The following is a 19,607-nucleotide window of genomic DNA, read 5'->3' as shown; positions in this document are numbered from 1 at the left end:
AAATATAATAAGCTGTCGATATAGACAGCCCTTTACATAATTATCGTTATTGGAATCAAAATAAGCTTACACATCCAAACTATTGATAATAGCTAATATTTGATGATCTGTCCATTTGCCATTAATCCTTATATTTTCTTTCGCTATACCTTCTTTTTTAAACCCCACTTTTTCTAATACACGAATAGATGCTATATTATCAAGCATCGCTCCTGCTTCAATTCTATGTAGCTTTAATTCCCTAAAAGCAAAATCTACAACAAGTTGAAGAGCCTCTGTTGTATAGCCCTTTGCATTATGCTCCTTATCTAAAGTAAATCCCGTATAACAGCTTTGGAGGTCCCCCCTAACAATTTGAGTTAATGAAATGTCTCCGATAAGCTTATCATTTTCTCTTAAAAAGATTCCAAAAGGGTATACTTGCCCTTCAGCTGTCTTTTTTAGAGCTTGTTCAAGACGTATTTTTTGATGTTCTTCTGTATAAAAAACTTCTGGGAGCAACGGGCACACTCTTTGAAAAAATTCGCGATTTCTAATATGTAAGTTAGCTAACTCGTTAGCATCAGCAGTTTTATAAAGCCGAATATAAATGTGCTTCCCTACTAGTTTCATAACATCCCTCCAACATTTTTATATGTCTAATGAGGCAAAAGTATACCGTATACTTTATACAGTTGGCTATTGTCAGGAATCATTTTGCACGAAAGAAAAGACACTCTATATGAGTGTCTTTTCCAATAGTTTTTAGCAGAAGCAAGAAGCTCCAACGATGATTAATAAAATGAATAACACAACTAATAAAGCGAAGCCTCCCGAGAAGCCACAACCGCCACAACTACCACCATAACCCATAATAGTTCCTCCTTTAGATAAGAGGGGAAAACTAAGGTTCACTCATGTATTTTAATGGATTCGTTTCATCTTATGTTTTTCCGCATTGATTGAGCAGGTCCTTTCGAAAACTATTCACATATTAACTATATTTTTAAAAATAAATAATTCGACTATATCAATAGATAGATAAATTAATATAATGTATTAATCCTAAAAGAAGGGAGGAATAGCCATGCAATTAGTTTGTTTTAAAATAGTAAGTGGTCAGTATTTCTTGTTTGTAGAAGGTATTCAAATTCCTGTACCAATTCCAGCAGTTGCTGCAGCTTTATTAATTGGTTTAGGAGTAATTCCACTTTGTTCTTAATGTAAGGAATTCGGATCATTCCTATCTTTCCATTGGAAAAGCCTCAAGTATATGAATACTTGAGGCTTTCTTTATATCAAAGAAAAAACACCTTACAGCGCTTGAAGATCTCCTGATTTAAATAATGCGGCCGTTACATCATCACCGAAAGTATTGAGACAGAATACTTGCTCGTCTACCTTATCCATTACTGTAGCTTCACCTATCTCGCCACCTTGAAGTTTAATAAAATAGTTATGTTCTTCTAAAATTTTACTAAAATCTCTATTTGCCCATCTTTCAGTAATTGCTAATAGCTCTTCTTTATTCTTGAAATTGTTTCCGTTTAGAATGTTTCTTACTTTCTCTGCATTCTTTTTGGACATAGGGGTTGCTCCCTTTCCTTCACACGCTTTTACTTTTTGATGAGTCATGCTATGCATAGCTGAAATCACTTCTTCTTCAGTAGAAGTTACTGTAATGTGAAGTTGTGCATTTGAGCCTTTCACTTCTGCTTCATTCGATAGTATGTCTTCTTTATTAACCTCTGCAAAAACATGGTCCTCACTCTCAAGCGGGACTTCAGCAAACTGTAACATTCCATAAGTCATACCAGTTGCAAGTACTACTCCCCCTATAATAGATGCTAGCCAATACGTTAGCTTCTTGTCCATCTTCATTTCCCCTGTCTTCGTTTAAATATCTTAAATACAGAATACCATATTTAATTCCTTTTTATTGAAGAGTCTCTAATTTCTACTATTTAAAAATATTCTCATCGTTTAATGTAATACGATATAATCATTTTATAATACAAAAAACCCCATATTCTCATTCCCTATTTTTTTTGGAGGTGATTGTCTTGAATAAAAACATCAATCTACTTCTTCAAATAATAATTGGAATTATAATCATGATTGCACCTATTCTCATAACAGGATCTATATACGATGTCACTAAATCATTTGGTGAACTATTAGTGGCAGAACTTATTATAAGAACACTTTCTCTCATTATTGGACTCTTAGTTATTAGTACGGCTTTGCATCGTTATTCTCAATAATTATTCATGCTCAAAAAGGATAAATATTGTACATACCAATTCTTATGTATTAAGACATCAAAAAAAGTGTTACGAAAAAAATATGAAAAAGACATCTTTCCCTAGAAAAGATGTCTTTTTTATATAAACCTTAATTTTCGTTCTGTAAAACGCCCTTTACTTCTACTCCCTTTTTCTCTTCTTTTAAGAATAGCGATACGATAAAAGCAACAACAATAAAGACTAACCCTAGTGTAAATGCACCTTGGAATCCTGAAGTTAAACCGTTTAACTTCTCTACTGAGTCCAGTGGGTTTGCGGAGCTTTCCATATACTTAGTTGTTCCTGAAGACATTTTCGAAATAAAGATAGCCGTACCAATTGCGCCAGCTACTTGTTGTAACGTATTAAACAGTGCCGTTCCGTGCGGATATAAATCTGGTGTTAATTGATTTAAACCGTATGTTTGTACTGTCATGACAAACATGAGTCCAACCATTAATACGCTATGCATGACAATAATTTGTACCATTGATGTATCAGGAGTAATGCCTTTAAATAAGAACATTGCAATTCCTACTAACACAATGCCGGGAACGATAATAACTTTCGGACTAAATTTATCAAATAGTTTACCTGCGATTGGTCCCATTATGGCGCTAATGATACTTCCTGGAAGCATGATGATTCCTGATTTAAAAGCTGTAACGAGTAAAACTGTTTGCAGGAACATCGGTAATAAAGTCATCGTTGAAAATAACGACATCATCACAATGACGATCAATCCAACTGATATTGTAAACATCGGAACTTTAAATGCTCGTAATTCTAAAATTGGATTCTCAATTTTCAATTGTCGAACGACAAAAATACATAATGAGATAAGCCCAACAATTAAAGTGCCATACACTTTCGCATCGGACCATCCTAAATCACCTGATGCACTAAAGCTATACACAAACCCGCCAAATCCTAACGTCGATAAAAGGATAGATGGATAATCTACTTTTGGCCTTGTTAACTCTGAAACATTTTGAATGTACTTCATCCCAATCATAATGGAAATGATCACGATCGGAATAACAATATAGAATAACCAGCGCCAATTGAGTGAGTCTACGATTACTCCAGATAATGTAGGACCAATTGCTGGAGCTGCCATCATGACAAGTGCGATTAATCCCATTGTGGCACCACGTTTTTCAGGCGGACAAATAAGTAAAATCGTATTCATTAATAACGGTGAGATTAACCCCGTCGCTACAGCTTGGACGATACGGCCGATTAATAAAACGGAAAATGTCGGTGCAAATCCCGCAATTAATGTACCGACTAAAAACGTTACCATAGCGATCAAAAACATTTGTCTCGTTGTGATCCATTGCTGAAGTAACGCTGTAATCGGGACTAAAACACCAACTACTAACATGTAAGCTGTAGACAGCCATTGAATCGTTGAAGCCGTTACGCCAAATTCTTTCATTAATACGGTTAACGCATTACCAAGTAACGTTTCGTTTAATAATGCAACCATTGCCCCTAAAAGTAATGCAATTAAAATCGGGGTATGTTTCATATTAGAAGTATCAACTTTGCCACTTGCAGGGCTCTTAGTTGTCATATTCATTTACAGATTCTCCTCCTGTTTCTTACTTAAAAAACTTTAAATACACCAGAACACATGTAATATAATATACATATGTAGATTAAAAAGGGAGAATCAATTTTCAGCCACTGTATATTTAATCTACAAAAAAGGAGAATTGTAGATGAATGATAATGAAAAACAACTTGATTTACGTATTAGACGTACACATAAATTACTATGGGATTCTTTATTCGAATTAATGACGCAATCAAAACAAAAATATAGTACGATCACGATTAACCAAATTTGTGACCGCGCGATGGTACACCGAACAACCTTTTATAAACACTTTGAAGATAAAGATGCTTTATTAGCCTTTGGATTTAAACGATACAGCAAGATGATTGCGGGAATACCGGTTTCAGATCGATTAAGCAAACCATTTCAAGTAATGGAGCAATTTCTACACCATGAAGAAATCGGTAAAATATTAGAGACGCAAATGTCTGATGAACAATTTATTAACCGGACACAGCAGTTAAGTCACGAAACGAGAAAACAAGAAATAGAAGCGTTACATCAACTGCGCAAAAATCATACGATGCCAAACGATTTAATCATTGAGTTTTATTCAGGGGCAATCACCTCATTAAGCGCATGGTGGTTTAAAAATGAAAGAAGCGTTTCTGCGGCTGAAATGGATAGGTATCTCCACCAACTTATTAATCGGGATATTTTTCAGTTTGAAGAGGAATAAGACTACACCTTTTCAATCATGCAATAAAGTGAAACTTTAATCAGTGGGGGGTTTTGTTCATCCCCCACTGATTATCAGCCCTCACCAATCGGACTTTTACGGACAGTTGATCCCCCACCTAACTTCTTTGCTTCCACTGAATTTTGAGGTGGGGGTCTTACTGCCCGTTAAAGCGGGATCAAATTGACCACAAAATAGGAATATGATATATTTTCCGTAGAATACTATATAAGTGTGACATCAAATAAAATGGCATATAATAAAAAGAAGAGATGCGCTAACATCTCTTCCCTAACTGCTACCGTATGGGTGGTAGTTATTATAAGCTATTTCTTTTTACGAAACCCACCCTTTTGCTTCCTACGGCGCGGAGTGGGTTTTTTGCTGTCCTTATCCAGAAGTTGCTTCCGCAAAAAATACGCTGAAACTTCACGCACAGTCGCTTTGACAAACTCTTTTACAAGGTCAAACAAAAAGTCCATATTATCACCTCCTTTCCTTCCAAATAGAAAGAAGGGATAACTACCCACCCTCACAATATGCAGTTGATTTTATTTTATCAAATGATTGTAAAGATATTATGTAAACAAAACAAATGAAATTTTACATAAAAAAAAGCCCCTCCAAACTGGGCTTTTTTTTATACATACTATTACTTCCCAATTGTTCTGAAAAAACCGTCGATAAATTTAAGTTACAAATATTCAGAATTAATATTAAAATAAACAATGGGGATAGGGGTATGGGATTATAAAGTGAAACTTTAATCAGTGGGGGTTTTGTTCATCCCCCACTGATTATTAGTTGAACCAATCGGGCATTTACGGGCAGTTGATCTCCCACCTAACTTCTTTGCTCCAGCCAAATTTTGAGGTGAGAATCTTACTGCCCACAAATAGCAGGATTAAATTTATACATAACGAGGGAATAGAAATGAAACTACAATTAAAAGCGGATTTAATGTTACTACTAGTTACATTTTTTTGGGGTGCATCCATCCTACTTACAAAACTTGGACTTGATGGCATAGAAGAATATAATTTAATCGCATTACGATTTATTATCGCTTTTCTTTTATCAGGTTTAATATTTTACAAACATTTATTTAAGATCGATTTTAAAACTGTAAAATATGCATTTATACTCGCTTCTGTCTTATTTATCGTTTACATTTTCGCGACTTTCGGTACAAAGTATACGAGTGTTTCTAATGCTGGTTTCCTACTATGTCTCACAGTCATTTTCATTCCAATATTATCAGCTATATTTTTAAAACACATTCCGGAAAAGAAAGTTATAGTAGGAATCATTTTAACGATAATAGGAATCGGCTTATTAACATTAACTAGCGAATTCAAGATCGGTAACGGCGATATATTTTGCATACTGTCTGCCCTATTTTATGCGATCCACGTCATCATTACTGGAAGCGTAACGAAACATGTGAATTCCATTGCACTTGGAGTCATACAACTAGGTTTCGTCGGCCTATTTAGTCTTATTTTCTCATTCATTATAGAAACACCAAAACTTCCTAGCACGATCGACTCATGGCTAATCATATTAGCTTTAAGCATATTTTGCACCGCAGTCGCATTCATCGTGCAAGTAATTGCCCAGCAATACACTACACCTACCCATACAGGTCTTATTTTTTCATTAGAACCTGTCTTTTCCGCAGGCTTTGCTTTTGTTTTCACAGGTGAAACGCTGACAGGAAAAGGATACTTAGGGGCTACCCTTATATTGTTGAGTGTGTTAATTGCTGAGTTAGATTTTAAGAGTTTGTTGAGGCCTAATTATAAGAAGAATATAGAGTAAACATTTCACTATGATCAATAAACATACCCCAGAAAAATATGAGTTTATATTATTTTCATTCTCTTCACTTAGATTTTCTTTTTAGATGCTATCTTCAAACAAGGTAGCATCTAAAAAATGTTAAAAGGAATCTCTCCTTAGTATCTTCTTATACTTGATGTAGTTTGCATACTTGACCTTTTCTACGTTCTTTAATTACTTACTGAATATAGTCATACAGATTTTTCGCTAACAATAAACAAGTTACTGTAATGAAAAGGGCACGAACATAACCACTTCCTTTTTTTATAGCGAATTTGGAGCCAACAATCCCTCCAGCAATTTGAGAAATCCCCATTATAAAACCATACGCATAGTTTACTTGCCCTACACACATAAACATCAACAATGCACCAACATTACTTCCTAAATTAAGAAGCTTCGCATTACCTGCTGCTTTTAAAAAATCATACCCAATAAATAAAAGAGAAAACATTAAAAACGAACCTGTACCAGGACCTAGAAAGCCATCATAAAAACCAATAGTAAAAACAAAAAAAGTAAAAATAATGACGTGTCGCCCAGACAATTTCTTATGGGTGGAAATACTACCCCAATCCTTTTTAAATATTGTATAAATAGCGACTGCACCAAGCATTACCAGCATCAATGGCTTCAGTACTTCTGGGTTCATTAAATGAACGGTCCATGCCCCTATTATGGAACCTATGAAAGTGAGTGGAACTAATTTAAACGCCGATTTCAAATCAAGATTACCAGAACGATAAAACACAATATTACTAGTTGCACACCCCATTGTCGACGCTAGTTTATTCGTAGCTACTGCACTTGCTGGATTCAGTCCTGTAAATAATAAAGCGGGTAAGGCGATCAGTCCACCACCACCTACCACTGAATCAATAAATGCAGCTAAAAATCCAAAAGCAATCAAAATAATTAATACTGATGGGTCTAAATAAAAGTCCATACTATTAACCTCCCCTTTAGTCACTATCAGAATAGTAACTAATAATTTGCTAAATGTAAACAGTTATTGTAACGTTGAAATATAAAGCAAACATCGGAGGACGAAAAAAGTGGACTACATAGTACAACAGCTTAAAAAAATGGGTTTTAATGAATATGAAGCTAAATCTTATGTATCTCTTGTTAAACAGGGGCCTGTCACAGCCTACCAAGTAAGTAAGGATTCAGGTGTCCCAAGAGCGCGAATTTATGAGATTTTGGGTAACCTTGTAGAGAAAGGAATTGTCATGAAGGAAGAAATAAATGACACCACTCGCTATTCACCTCTACCTGTTGAAATCTTTTTACAAAAGGCTCAATCAGAATGGCAGTCTACGTATGAAGGAATCAGTGACTCATTAAAAAAACTAGAAACTTCCGAGGAAAAAACGGATAATCGAGTAATTACTTTAAAAGACAAAAAAACAATCATTAGCTATTGTCAGGCATTAATAAGAAAAGCAGAACAACGTATTGTCATTTCAATGTGGGATGAGATGTATGAAGCATTAAAAGAGGAACTATCTGCGGTAGCTGATAAAGTTACAGTACAAGGTATTACCCTGCATGTTGAAAATCCAATTAAAAATCTAGAAGCCCATCGTATCACACCCTATACAGAAACCCGCTCTACAGAACATTGGTTTATTTTATCCGTAGATTCTAAAGAGATGATTTATGGACCATCACTTGAAGAGCGTAATGTTGCCTTTTATACAGATGATCCGGTTCATATATACCTACTTGAGGATTATGTATGGCATGATGTGTTAGTGAACCGACTTGTCCGACGTAGCAAAGACGATTTGGAACAATGGATTACCACAGAGAGAAAATCCTTTTTTATGGGGAAATAAGAAACATATTCAAAGAATCAAAAAATAAAGCATAAGTTAATGAAATGAAAAACTTATGCTTTATTTGCAAAGTCGTACTCAAGTCTTTCAACTATTTCCCCTCCACAAACCGCCCAAACTCCTTCAAAAATCTCAACTTAAAACTCCCCACAGGCCCATTCCGGTGCTTCGCCACATGAATCTCCGTCATCTCTTTCTGCACCGTTTCCTTATCGTAATAATCTTCACGGTACATAAGCATAATGACATCCGCATCTTGCTCAATTTGTCCTGTTTCTCTTAAGTCAGATAAAAGAGGGTCGAACTGTCATTGTAGAAAAAGATAAACCAACATTAACAACTTGTTACCCCTTCAACTACATCGGTAACGCCCCAAATCGCTATATTATTGAAGCGTCTTTAATTTCTACTAACTAAAAAGAGGTGTCACCTTATAACTATGTGACACCTCTTTTTTAAATATTTAATGTAGAATTTTTATTATTAGATTTTAAATTTGTTTTTCTTACAATTGCTGTTATTACCTTCATTAACAATAAGGGGATAATAGCTGCGTATATAATATATATAATTCCATATTTAATAATGACCCCTAATCCATCAGTATCTCTCATTATAAAAGTGACATAATCTACATTTTCAAACAGTTCAATAACATTAGTAAATAACCTAGTGGCTAGAGCTAAACACCCTAAATAGAATAAAAAATTCATAAATCTAGAATTACCTTTCGTTACATACATGAGTACAAATGATATAACAAAGCCTATATAAATATATGTAGCATATTCAACCGCATACGCAATCACGAGAAATCCACCGATGAAAAAAGCTATTAAGCCGGCTATTAAAATAGCTAAAACTAAAAAAAATGTCCATTGTCCAGTAGGTATTGGAATCCCTATTGAATGAGTATCGTTTCGATTCGATCCTACATCCCATGTATCGCTATCAGGATCTAGTGTATACCCTCTGTCATATAACTTATTTTCTGCATCTCGACTTACATGTGTACTCCCTTCGTAATATAAACGTTCTAGTTCTTCATCTGACTTATTCGAGTAATCCCCCATAAGCTCCCCCTATCAAATATTTTTTCATTTTATTACCTCATTTATATTTATAAGTTCAAATTATTATTTATCTAATTTTCTGTTTTTAAATTTAAAAAGTAGTTATCTAAATCAATCTAGTTCGTAATATAAATAATGGAGACAAACAAAACGAGAAAGGGTGAGTTATTATGCAGTATGCAACGAATAAAAATATTTTACAGATAATATGTGGTGTCTTGCTATTATTCAGTTTCTTTTCAGCATGGTACAATACCGGGGCATTTTTATTTTCACCTTCAGAACTTATGGGGTTTAGTCGTTTTCCTTTATTTAAATTATTTTTTGTACTTCCTATACTCGGTCTCGCGCACATATATTTTGGGTGGATGAAAACTTATAAACCAATCCTCCACCTTGCAAGTACAATACTGAGCATCATATTAATATATGAACTCAATCGGATGGTTAATTTTAGCACATCTAATATAGATGGGGCTGCGAATGGCTACTATATGGCTGGATTGGCCATTTTGATTTCAATCGCAAGTTTTATTTTATCTAAAAAAGAAATATCCAATGTACAAAAAACTGGAAAAGAAGGTTAACTATTACGCTATAAAATATAGATGATTCAAATTGTAAAAAGGCACCTTAAGGTGTCTTTTTACTTACTCAAGAGATATTTTTTAATAGTAATCGATTGTATGAATCCCACTAAAATCATACGCAGCTTTTTCCTAACATAAACTTCCCCTCCAACTATTTCTCCCCCTCCACAAACCGACCAAACTCCTTCATAAACCTCAGCTTAAAAATCCCCACAGGCCCATTCCGGTGCTTCGCCACATGAATTTCCGTCATCTCTTTCTGCGCCGTTTCCTTATCATAATAATCTTCGCGATACATAAGCATAATGACATCCGCATCTTGCTCAATTTGTCCTGTCTCTCTTAAATCAGATAAAAGAGGTCGCTTATCTTGTCGTGCTTCTACCGAACGAGATAATTGCGACAACGCCACTACACAAACATTTAATTCACGTGCTAATTGTTTAAGCTTACGAGAAATTTCACTAATCTCTTGAAATCGATTGCCCTTATGCTTCGGATCACCCGTAATAAGCTGTAAGTAATCTACAATGACTAAAATCTTTTTATCCCCATACTTCCTCTTTAACTTACGAGTTTGCATCCAAATATCTTGCACTGTAACGCCTGCGTTATCGTAAATCTCAAGCGGTAATTCCCCGATTTCCGCAAACGCCTTACTCACCTTTTCCCAGTCTTCTATCGCAAAACGATGCTTCGGATTTTTCAGCCTACCTCCTGAAACCTCGCCTACACAAGACGCCATCCTTTTCAACAATTGCTTACTACTCATCTCTAATGAAAATAATCCAACCGCCGCTCCAGACTTCGCCGCATGCAGTCCAACATTTAGCGCAAACGCAGTCTTCCCCATAGAAGGACGCGCACCAAGAACGACAAAATCCCCATCCTGCAATCCACACGTCATTTTATTTAGTGATGTATATCCCGTCTCAATACCAGTAATCTCTTTCGCATCTTGATGAAGCTCTTCATATAAATCAACTAACGCATCCTTCAAATCAAACTCACATACACAGTCCTTTTCCTCTAACTCACAAAGTGCCGTAATCGTCTCACCAATAATTTTCTCATTCTTCTCCGCAATAAGACGCTCTCCCATCTTGTGCCCGAGAACACCCGCCTGATACATTTTCCAGGCACCTCGAACAAGCCCCTCATAATAAGAGAAGTTAGCAGTTGTCGGCACACCATCCATTAATCCTATAAAATACTCCATTCCCCCAATCCCCTCTAAAAACTTCGGATCTACCCTAGAAATGAACGTCACAAGATCAATCGGTTGCCCCTCTTCTTCCATTTTTCGCATTAACTGAAATATAGACTTGTGCACTGACAGAGAAAAATACTGCTCCGTCAAACGGCACTCCTTAATAAGCTCTCCATCAAGTAATAGAGAACCTAATACCGTCTTTTCCGCCTCCACATTTTGAATACTCATGGACGCCACCCGCGCTCCGCTAAAAAGCGCTGCAACTCTTCCTCAGACGGCGCATTCTTCTCCCACTCCTCACACCTCGCCAAAAACTCCTCCGTCTCCCCCGTACTAACAGACGACTCCTTCTTCCTAAAGCTCGCCGTATCCGCCTCAACCTCACACACTTTCGTAAACCCTTTCCCGTGCCAGCCTCTCAAAATGCCCTTCACATAAGCAACCGTCCGCTTATTATTCTCAAACGCAATTTGAAGAGCCTTCAGCACAAGCTCCTCTGACAAATCTTCCATCCACGCACTCAGTTCCTCCACAGTATGCGGAGACAAACTCCCAAAATGTTGCTCATAAAAGGAAAACACACGGCTCCCCGTCTCTTCCTCTATAACCTCTTCTTCCGCCTCTGTCTCCTCACAAACTGGATCAACATCATCCACAGCCAAATCACTCGGCATACCGAAATGCGCTAAAAGCATCGGAACATTCAGCTCCTCCTCTACACACTTCTGAACAAACATATGTATAAACTCCTTATTCTTCACACCCTTCAGCTCACGAAGCACGCACTTCTCCACATTCGTATTCGTCACAGGATTATAACGAAGCCAATTTAAAACGAATAACTCTCGTGTATCCGCATCATAAAGAATCTTCCCATAATCAATGAAGCGCTGCACAAGCTTATCAACAGTCTCCCGATTATAACCCGTCTCCATCTCAGCTAACCGCTTCGGAAAAGGAAAAATCCCACACTGCGTCGTCTTCGAACAAGTTAACAAATACACATAAAAATACCGCTCCTCCGGCGTCAAATCCAAAACAAAATCATCCTGCCAAAAATTCACCTGCACAGTACGATACACCGCCATCCTAATTCCTCCCGTCTCCATTCAAAAATGAAAATTTCCTCTTTGTACTATATATAGGAAGGAGGGCCGGGTTTTTGGCGTGTTATTTCAAAATTTTTTTCGACGCCTACTACGGTGTTTGTTGTTGTTTTTGTTTTGTTATGTTTTTTCTTAGTGATTTATTACTTGGTAGGGGCTTGCAAGGGGTATAGAAGGGGCTAGTTGTCGGTTACTTCGATTAGGAAGGTTCTGTTTTGGAAGCCACCTCGTTCCTCTGCTTTCTTTTTACGGATTTTGTTGATTTCTTTTAGTTTTGTGCCTTTTTGTTTGGCTAGGACGTTTTTAGTTTTAGGAGGTTGGCTAGTTCTTCTAGTTTGTGGGGGGGTGTTTTTGTTTTTAGATACAGGTATTCTTGTTATAAATGTTGGTCAGTACTAATTAATACCTATCCTATTCAACGTTTATGTTAAGCCAAACAATCAATTTTTCTGTTAAGAAAGCTATAGAAAAGATGAAAACTCGTTAAATTTATAAAATTAAACATCAATACACCTAATGATCGTATTAATCTCAGTATTAAATTTCAATCAAATTTGATGTTTAAATTAAAACATAAAAACCACCTACTGAAAAAACTTTATCAAAGTAGGTGGTTTTCTTATCTTGAAAAAATACAAATTATACTCTTTTTTAACACTCTGTTAATCTATCTTTTTTGTAATGGTAAAATATCTTGAATCATCATTTCGTCAAAGGCTTGGATGACTGATTTCCAGTAAGTTAATCGTTTTTTGGGATTTTCAGTATGACTTTTATAATCTTCATAATCACTTGTTCGCTTCATTTCAGCTTCGCCGTTCTGTTTTTGAAGTTTTGGATTGTAGTTATTAATCATAAAAATAAGTTCGGGTTTCTGCACCCACCATGTGCTCACAAATTCATCAACTAACGTGTTGATTGCTTGTTGAATCATTTCTTCCAGTAGTGATAATACATGTTGACCTTGATAAACTTCTGGGTTCGCTTGAATATTTCCCCATAATTTCTCTATTAATCTAGCGAGTGTCGGATTCCCTTTTTTCAAACCTGCTAAATATTGATTAATTTCTTCTACTGTTTTCTCAGCTGGTGGCTGTTTCTTTTTTTTATCGTGTGTATTCGGTAAAAATGCTTGAATCAAGAGTAAAATGTACTCATAATTGATTTCTTCTGTTTTCACAGATTCCAACTCATACTCAATATTAATATCCACATCACCTTTATCTTCTTTTTCCTTCCGAAGTTTCTCTAATACATTGACGTATTTGCCATGATATTCTTCGATCTCTTCCAATTGGATTGGATAGTCCAAACCAAGCTGTGTATCATTATATTCAGTATATACTTGAATATTTGCAAATGCTTTATCTAAAGCTTGATAGGCTTTCGCAAATTTCTTTAATTGTGCTATTTCTAAACCCTCTATATCTATTCCTTCATGTGTTGGAGCAATTTCACGTAATTCTTCAATTGCTGTTATGAAGGCTTTGTGTGCTTCGTCCCATGTTGGAGCAACCACTTTATTTTCGCCACCATTTGAATAAAGGACAAGCGCTTGCTTAACCTTTTCTTCAAAAATCATGGGTTTTTGGAATGTTACGATTTGTCCATATTTTTTCGACTTATCAAACAGACGATTTGTACGTGAAAAGGCTTGAATTAAATCATGTGGCTTCATTGCAGGGCGATCAATGAACAATGTTGATAAACATGGTGCATCAAAGCCTGTTAATAAACGATCCACAACAATAATAATATCCAATTGTTCTGATCTTGGTAAGAACTTCTCTTTTTTACGTGCTAAACGGTCATTGATGTTACGGTTGTATGAACGCATTGTTTCCAACGTATATCTTGTCCCGAAGGCTGCGTTGTAATCAAGAATGGCTTCTTTCATTTTCTCTTGATTTTCGATAGAAGATTCCTCGTTCTCGGAAATTGAGTAGGTAATCGCCACTTTCGGGAAGTCCGGTAAAGTGCGTTTTGTTTTTTCACTAATCTGAACAGTTGTTTCACCTGCTTTTATACGTTTAAACAGATCGTAATAACGTTGCGCCTGTGCAATCGAAGAGGTTGTTAGAATCGCATTATATGTCTTACCGACACCGTTTTGAAAACCGAGTTTGTTACGGGACTTGTTAACGATTGATTGAATGACTTTTAGCATATGACGTTCATCTTCATATACACGCTTCGGTAGACGTGCTTCCTTATCTGCAAGTGTAAGATCATCTAGTTCAATTTCACTATCTAATTGAACCAATGCCTCATCAAGTTCTTCTTCTGAAAATGTACTCTTGTATTCAATTTGGAATCCCAACACCGCTTTATCATAAATAGCTTCTTTGACCGTATATTCATGTAATCTTTCCCCATATTGTTCCTCTGTTGTGCGAGGAAGATTACCTACAGCCTGTTTCGCATTCTCTGCAAAAATAGGTGTACCTGTAAAGCCGTACCATAATGAATGGATAAAGAATCCTTTAATTTCTTGTTGTTTTTGAGGTGATACCGCTCGATGACATTCATCTACGACAAATGCTATTTTTAACTGACGCAAAGTCTCCAATCTCTTTGTATCACCTTTTTCATCAAAACGTTTCATCACATAATTTAACTTCTGAATCGTTGTTACGACAACATTTCGATCTTTAGACAGTAACTTTTTAATTAAATCATTTACATTATCTGTTTCATCAATTTCAATTACATCATGCTCTGCATACGATTCGAATGAACCCGTTGTTTGTTGGTCCAAATCGACACGATCCACAATAAAAATTGTTTTTTGTAAAGATGGAATTTGAAGTAAATTACGTGCTACTTTATACGAGGTTAAGGTTTTACCTGAACCAGTTGTATGCCATACATAGCCCGATTCTTGTCGTCTTGAAGCTTCCTTTACAGCTTCAATCGCATGAATTTGATAAGGGCGAAGTAAAATCAAAGCCTTTTTCGCACTATCAATGACCGTATATTGCGTTACCATTTTATGTGCTTGCGGAATGGATAACACGTCTCTAGCAAAGTCTAAGTAGTTATTAACTGGATGATTTTCACGATCCACCCATTTACTTAAAAACTGTTCATTCAACTTTTCATCACGAGCAGTCGCAATATAACGTGTATCTGTACCATTTGATACAACAAACATCTGTACAGTCGAAAAAATACCTGTAAATTTATCTTCTTTTAAATACTTTTTAATTTGACGAAAGCCTTCCATGTAGGAGTGCTTTCGATTTTTCAACTCAATATGAATCATCGGTAACCCATTAAGGAGTAGTGTCACATCAAAGCGACGTTCTTGATCTGATTTTGCTCGTTTATTGCTCTGGTATTGATTAATTACTTCATAAGAAGACATACCTCCCGCTACATCAGCACGATTTAATACTCTTAAACGAATCGTACCAAGTGCCGCATCTTCTCGCTGTACTTGAACTTTAGCAATTCCGTTCTCACCAGCCAACCATTTCGCAGCTTCATAGAAATTCGCGAAATGCAGCTGTTCTTTAATTTGACGGAATTCTTGTTCCGTCAAAGGAACCTCGTTCAGTACATCTTTATTATTATTTTCAAGCTTATTTTTAAAGTTTTGCCACAACTCTTCTTCCGTATGTAAATCCTCACGATACGTCCATTGAGATTCACCACGTATTAATTGTTGAATTAAGTTATCTTCTATTTCTGATTCAGGTACAAAAGAATGCACCATACACTCACCTCATTTCAATTTTTTTAACGATTAAACAAACATACGCTGTAGTAATGATTTTTTCAGTTGTTGATAATCTTCTAGCTTTTTCTGATGAAGAGCGATTGTATCGTCCAATTGCTTGAAAAACGCACCAATTTTTTGTTGTTCTTCGAGCGAAGGGAACAATAATTCACTCTCCAACCAAACTTTCTCATGTAGAGCTTTTTGAGCGCTTCCTATAGGCATATTTTTTTCTATTACATTTTGATAATATAACTGAGTTTTAAATAATGATAATATAAAATTAGAATTTAAATTTTGATTCATTGATAAAAGTGGCATATTTTCTGTCACTATAGATCCATTTAATACTTCGGGAATAAATCCTATCCCACCTTCATAGATAGTTTGTCTTGTGAAAGTTAACGTATTGGGGTAGTCTTTTGTATTTACTAAATATTGTCTTTTTCGTCCTATATCTATTCCTTTTTTTATCCCACGAAATTCAACTAAACCATTGTTTCTTATAGATATTTGGGAATATTCTTTATTGTCATTTAGATAAATAATTTCTTGATATTTTTTAAAAAAGCATGATAACTTTTCATTTACCCAATCCCCACTAAACCCATCAAATCGAACTTTTGGCACACGTTCTCCTTTTTGTGGGAACATTTTTTGTATCATGGCTTTTTTGTATTGTTGCTGCTGTTCGACCAATTGTTGTTGCAAAGCGATCGTAACATCTAGTTGTTTGAAGAATGTGCCAATTTTTTCTTGCTCACTTTTAACAGGGAAAGAAATAGGCGTATTTTTTCCTTGTTAAATTGTATAATGTGAAATTGTCCCAATATGTGTAATGCTTGATATATAGCGTCTTGTTTGAGGACTAATATAGAAATTGTATAAAAAGCGTCCGTCGATAACACCTGCATTTTTTAACCAAATTAAATCAGCATCTTTAAAATACAATGGATCTTCATTTTCAATCAAATAAGGGACTCCAATTGTTCCGCCACCCGTAACTAAAAGGTCACCCACTTTCATTTTCCCTGATTTCTTAGATAGTTCTTGATATAAAGTATCTGAAATGAATGCAGGAGTATTGTATTTTCTCATATATTTAGAAATTACATCACTTGATCTAAAAAAGGGAATACCTTCACTTGTCCATTCGTCTTTATGAACCCTTGAAGCTGAAGAAATATCAATCATATCGCCTAAGTTATTAGATATCCATTCATCATTAAAACCTTTAAATCGTATTTCAGGTATTTTCTTATTCATTCTTCTCACCATCAAAGGCTTGAATGAAGTGTTGAAGTTCTTTTTGTACCTCTTCATTTGTACCTTCCAATTCATTCAACATCGCAAATAGATTTTGTTCCGCTTGTTGCAACTCTTGTTGTGTTTGTTGCATTGCACCTGATAGCTCAACAAGTGAAACTTCTTCTTCTTCCTCAAATGTGTCCACATAGCGAGGGATGTTTAAGTTGTAATCATTTTCAACGATTTCATCGAAAGAAGCGCAATGTGCATATTTTTCAATATTTACACGTTGAATATATGTTTCAAGCATTTTGTCGATATGTTCATCTGTTAAGACATTTTGATTTTTACCTTTTTCAAACTCGTTTGATGCGTCAATAAATAGTACATCTTTTGTTGAACGGTTTTTCTTTAAGATAATAACTGTTGTTGGAATCGGGGTATTAAAAAAGATATTTGCTGGTAAACCGATGACCGTATCAATCGCACCATTATCTAATAAAACTCTACGAATCTTACCTTCTGTATTTCCTCTAAATAAAACGCCATGTGGCAATACAATCGCCATAACACCACTGTCTTTCAAGTGATAGAAGCCATGTAATAAGAAAGCAAAGTCTGCTTTCGATTTCGGAGCTAACACACCGTACATTGAAAAGCGCGGATCATCTAAGAAGCCTTTTTCCGCAGTCCATTTAGCCGAATATGGCGGATTCATTAATACGCCATCAAAATTCGTTGGTTCATCAGTAGGCCAGTCCTGATCTAATGTATCTGCATTGTTCAAATGTTGGTTGGCAGTATCTACACCATGCAAAATCATGTTCATACGAGCCAAGTTATATGTAGACGTATTTAGCTCTTGTCCAAAGTATGAAATCGTTCCGGATTCATTCGAGTATTTCTTCATGTTTAATAGAAGTGAACCTGATCCCATTGTTGGATCATACACCGAGAAGCCTTTTTGATTTTCTTTTCCATGTAAGACAATTCTTGTCATAAGCGTTGAAATAGCTTGTGGCGTATAGAATTCGCCCGCTTTTTTACCTGAATCCGATGCAAATTGACCGATTAAATATTCATAAGCATCGCCTAGCATGTCACCGTCATGTCCTGCAACGTCTAATACGGACAATTCTTTCATCACTTCGGCAATACTTTGATTTTGCTTTTGAGGTGTTGAACCTAGTTTTTTCGAGTATAGATCGACATCTTCAAATAGGTTTTCAAATGTTTCACTTGATTGCTCGATATTGCGGAAACCTTGTACCAAATCTTCTAATTGGAAAGAACCTTTATAGATAGCTTGTACAAGCGCAGTAAATGTCAGTTTAGGTTCTAACGTGTAAGAGAAATCGTATTGTAATGCTTCTAATAAATCCTCTTTTACATCTTCATCCTCGTACGCCTCAGCGTATATTTTTTGCGCCTCCACTAAATCTGCCGCTGATTCTTCTAACAATGAAGTCGCATGAAGAAGCATCTTATCTGATAAATATTTATAAAAGACTAAGCCTAATAAGTAACTTTTGTATTCATTTGCATCCATTTTAGATCGTAAAATATCAGCTGAATTCCATAGTGCTTGGTATAGTGTTTTCGAGCTTTTTTCTTCCATTTGTCCCACTCCTAATAAGCTAGTTATTGTCTACATCCGATTTTTGAATCAATTTCAAAAAAAATTGTTCTTCTAATTTAGATTGTTGTTTTAATAAATATTGTCGTTTACATAAGTTAAAATAAGCTCTACCAATAAGTGATTGCTTTTGAAGATTAGGTAAATTCACATTTAGAGCCTTTAAAATAGATGGTGTCATCTTAGGTAAATTAGTACCTTGCATGAGCACATTTTTTTGTTTACGAATATGATTTGATTCATTTAAAACATAGCAGAAATAATATGGGTCAATCAATGATCCATCAATAATCACTTTGGCGAAATTTTGATTAAGCAACTTCCCTTGATTATCCTCTGTTACTACAGTTGCCTTTGTACCAACAAAGCTAGCCACAATATCGCCCGTATGAGTGAGATGATTACTTTGAGAATTTCTATTCTGTTTCAAATATTCACCATCTATATGAGTTAGGTCAAAATTCAAGTCATCAAATGTATAAAAAATATGTTCCTTTAATCCATCATCAGAGATCCTTGAAATATTTTGGCCTACTTTAATTATTGCTAATTCATTTATTTTCACAGCGTCCTCCTATAATGTAATTCGACAAAATTACATAACAATAGACCTAATATTATCATGCTAAACTATACATTTTCAAGTAATTCTTCCGAATTACTTATTTCTGTAACGACATCACAAAGAATAACTATATTAACAGTTCCTTACAATATTAAAACTATTAAGGGAATCCCATCATTTCTAAATTTCCCTTTCGTCCATAACA

At 35.5% G+C, this 19,607-nt stretch carries 20 protein-coding genes and 3 pseudogenes; 7 read left to right on the top strand and 16 right to left on the bottom strand.

Going from position 1 to position 19,607, the window contains the following annotated elements; genetic code table 11:
* Nucleotides 1-66: 66 nt before the first annotated feature.
* Together C4S65_RS19450 and C4S65_RS19445 are read right to left on the bottom strand one after the other, a co-directional pair.
* The gene (locus tag C4S65_RS19450; protein WP_000779763.1) at nt 67-612 is read right to left on the bottom strand and encodes a GNAT family protein; all 546 of its coding nucleotides are present in this window, start codon (nt 610-612) and stop codon (nt 67-69) included.
* A gap of 132 nt (nt 613-744) precedes the next feature.
* Nucleotides 745-852 (bottom strand): YjcZ family sporulation protein, encoded by a 108-nt coding sequence (locus C4S65_RS19445; RefSeq protein WP_000540375.1) that lies wholly within the window; start codon nt 850-852, stop codon nt 745-747.
* A 214-nt stretch (nt 853-1,066) separates the two neighbouring features.
* On the opposite strand from C4S65_RS19445, the gene C4S65_RS35290 reads away from it, so the two are divergent.
* Complete coding sequence (locus tag C4S65_RS35290) at nt 1,067-1,201, top strand: hypothetical protein (RefSeq protein WP_001177693.1); 135 nt, start codon at nt 1,067-1,069, stop codon at nt 1,199-1,201.
* Between the two features lie 92 nt (nt 1,202-1,293).
* Here the strand turns inward: C4S65_RS35290 and C4S65_RS19440 are convergent, their stop codons facing one another.
* Nucleotides 1,294-1,854 (bottom strand): PRK06770 family protein, encoded by a 561-nt coding sequence (locus tag C4S65_RS19440; protein WP_061667530.1) that lies wholly within the window; start codon nt 1,852-1,854, stop codon nt 1,294-1,296.
* Nucleotides 1,855-2,042: 188 nt separating this feature from the next.
* Between C4S65_RS19440 and C4S65_RS34485 the strand changes: the two genes are divergently transcribed.
* Nucleotides 2,043-2,243, top strand: coding sequence for a hypothetical protein (locus tag C4S65_RS34485; RefSeq protein WP_001038824.1), 201 nt, complete (start codon nt 2,043-2,045; stop codon nt 2,241-2,243).
* Between the two features lie 130 nt (nt 2,244-2,373).
* On the opposite strand, the gene C4S65_RS19430 is transcribed toward C4S65_RS34485, so the two are convergent.
* Nucleotides 2,374-3,849 (bottom strand): MDR family MFS transporter, encoded by a 1,476-nt coding sequence (locus tag C4S65_RS19430; protein WP_061667529.1) that lies wholly within the window; start codon nt 3,847-3,849, stop codon nt 2,374-2,376.
* 142 nt (nt 3,850-3,991) lie between these two features.
* Between C4S65_RS19430 and C4S65_RS19425 the strand changes: the two genes are divergently transcribed.
* Nucleotides 3,992-4,567, top strand: coding sequence for a TetR/AcrR family transcriptional regulator (locus tag C4S65_RS19425; RefSeq protein ID WP_000999308.1), 576 nt, complete (start codon nt 3,992-3,994; stop codon nt 4,565-4,567).
* Nucleotides 4,568-4,893: 326 nt separating this feature from the next.
* Here the strand turns inward: C4S65_RS19425 and C4S65_RS34480 are convergent, their stop codons facing one another.
* The gene (locus C4S65_RS34480) at nt 4,894-5,049 is read right to left on the bottom strand and encodes a hypothetical protein (protein WP_017762861.1); all 156 of its coding nucleotides are present in this window, start codon (nt 5,047-5,049) and stop codon (nt 4,894-4,896) included.
* 451 nt (nt 5,050-5,500) lie between these two features.
* On the opposite strand from C4S65_RS34480, the gene C4S65_RS19410 reads away from it, so the two are divergent.
* The gene (locus C4S65_RS19410) at nt 5,501-6,388 is read left to right on the top strand and encodes a DMT family transporter (protein ID WP_000776055.1); all 888 of its coding nucleotides are present in this window, start codon (nt 5,501-5,503) and stop codon (nt 6,386-6,388) included.
* Between the two features lie 199 nt (nt 6,389-6,587).
* Here the strand turns inward: C4S65_RS19410 and C4S65_RS19405 are convergent, their stop codons facing one another.
* Nucleotides 6,588-7,355 carry a TSUP family transporter gene (locus tag C4S65_RS19405; RefSeq protein ID WP_098838302.1) on the bottom strand — a complete coding sequence of 256 codons (768 nt, stop codon included), beginning with the start codon at nt 7,353-7,355 and terminating at the stop codon, nt 6,588-6,590.
* A 109-nt stretch (nt 7,356-7,464) separates the two neighbouring features.
* Here C4S65_RS19405 and C4S65_RS19400 point away from each other — a divergent pair, with 109 nt between their 5' ends.
* Entirely contained in the window at nt 7,465-8,250 is a 786-nt protein-coding gene (locus tag C4S65_RS19400) for a TrmB family transcriptional regulator (protein WP_098838301.1), read from the top strand.
* 91 nt (nt 8,251-8,341) lie between these two features.
* Here the strand turns inward: C4S65_RS19400 and C4S65_RS19395 are convergent.
* A pseudogene (locus tag C4S65_RS19395) lies at nt 8,342-8,548 on the bottom strand (DnaB-like helicase C-terminal domain-containing protein); the annotation flags it as partial.
* Between C4S65_RS19395 and C4S65_RS35285 the strand changes: the two are divergent.
* Nucleotides 8,545-8,667, top strand: a pseudogene (locus tag C4S65_RS35285) (class D sortase); the annotation flags it as partial. The pseudogenes C4S65_RS19395 and C4S65_RS35285 sit on opposite strands and share 4 nt — an antisense overlap.
* A 38-nt stretch (nt 8,668-8,705) precedes the next feature.
* On the opposite strand, the gene C4S65_RS34025 reads toward C4S65_RS35285, so the two are convergent.
* Nucleotides 8,706-9,323, bottom strand: coding sequence for a hypothetical protein (locus C4S65_RS34025; protein WP_141551083.1), 618 nt, complete (start codon nt 9,321-9,323; stop codon nt 8,706-8,708).
* Nucleotides 9,324-9,493: 170 nt separating this feature from the next.
* On the opposite strand from C4S65_RS34025, the gene C4S65_RS19380 reads away from it, so the two are divergent.
* Nucleotides 9,494-9,910, top strand: a complete 417-nt coding sequence (locus tag C4S65_RS19380) for a hypothetical protein (protein WP_098838300.1) — start codon at nt 9,494-9,496, stop codon at nt 9,908-9,910.
* Nucleotides 9,911-10,064: 154 nt separating this feature from the next.
* Here C4S65_RS19380 and dnaB read toward each other — a convergent pair whose 3' ends face one another.
* The 8 genes and pseudogenes from dnaB to C4S65_RS19340 all read right to left on the bottom strand — a co-directional run bounded on the left by dnaB (nt 10,065) and on the right by C4S65_RS19340 (nt 19,402).
* Nucleotides 10,065-11,354, bottom strand: a complete 1,290-nt coding sequence (gene dnaB / locus C4S65_RS19375; protein WP_142391557.1) for a replicative DNA helicase — start codon at nt 11,352-11,354, stop codon at nt 10,065-10,067.
* Nucleotides 11,351-12,214 carry a DnaD domain protein gene (locus C4S65_RS19370; protein ID WP_098838298.1) on the bottom strand — a complete coding sequence of 288 codons (864 nt, stop codon included), beginning with the start codon at nt 12,212-12,214 and terminating at the stop codon, nt 11,351-11,353. The genes dnaB and C4S65_RS19370 overlap by 4 nt, the downstream gene beginning before the upstream one ends.
* 197 nt (nt 12,215-12,411) lie before the next feature.
* Nucleotides 12,412-12,596: pseudogene (locus tag C4S65_RS35280) on the bottom strand (phosphoribosyl-ATP pyrophosphohydrolase); the annotation flags it as partial.
* Nucleotides 12,597-12,899: 303 nt separating this feature from the next.
* Nucleotides 12,900-15,950 (bottom strand): type I restriction endonuclease subunit R, encoded by a 3,051-nt coding sequence (locus C4S65_RS19360; protein ID WP_098838297.1) that lies wholly within the window; start codon nt 15,948-15,950, stop codon nt 12,900-12,902.
* A 30-nt stretch (nt 15,951-15,980) separates the two neighbouring features.
* Nucleotides 15,981-16,664 carry a restriction endonuclease subunit S gene (locus tag C4S65_RS19355; RefSeq protein ID WP_103945402.1) on the bottom strand — a complete coding sequence of 228 codons (684 nt, stop codon included), beginning with the start codon at nt 16,662-16,664 and terminating at the stop codon, nt 15,981-15,983.
* A gap of 90 nt (nt 16,665-16,754) precedes the next feature.
* Nucleotides 16,755-17,219, bottom strand: a complete 465-nt coding sequence (locus tag C4S65_RS19350; protein ID WP_103945401.1) for a hypothetical protein — start codon at nt 17,217-17,219, stop codon at nt 16,755-16,757.
* Nucleotides 17,212-18,819, bottom strand: a complete 1,608-nt coding sequence (locus C4S65_RS19345; protein WP_103945400.1) for a type I restriction-modification system subunit M — start codon at nt 18,817-18,819, stop codon at nt 17,212-17,214. The genes C4S65_RS19350 and C4S65_RS19345 overlap by 8 nt, the downstream gene beginning before the upstream one ends.
* 19 nt (nt 18,820-18,838) lie before the next feature.
* Complete coding sequence (locus C4S65_RS19340) at nt 18,839-19,402, bottom strand: restriction endonuclease subunit S (RefSeq protein WP_103945399.1); 564 nt, start codon at nt 19,400-19,402, stop codon at nt 18,839-18,841.
* Nucleotides 19,403-19,607: the final 205 nt, after the last annotated feature.

The sequence above is a fragment of the Bacillus sp. ok061 genome (genome assembly GCF_900108285.1).
GTDB classification, from domain to species: domain Bacteria; phylum Bacillota; class Bacilli; order Bacillales; family Bacillaceae_G; genus Bacillus_A; species Bacillus_A thuringiensis_S.
Note: the sequence above shows the minus strand (reverse complement) of the source record. Positions and strands in the feature narration are given on the sequence as shown.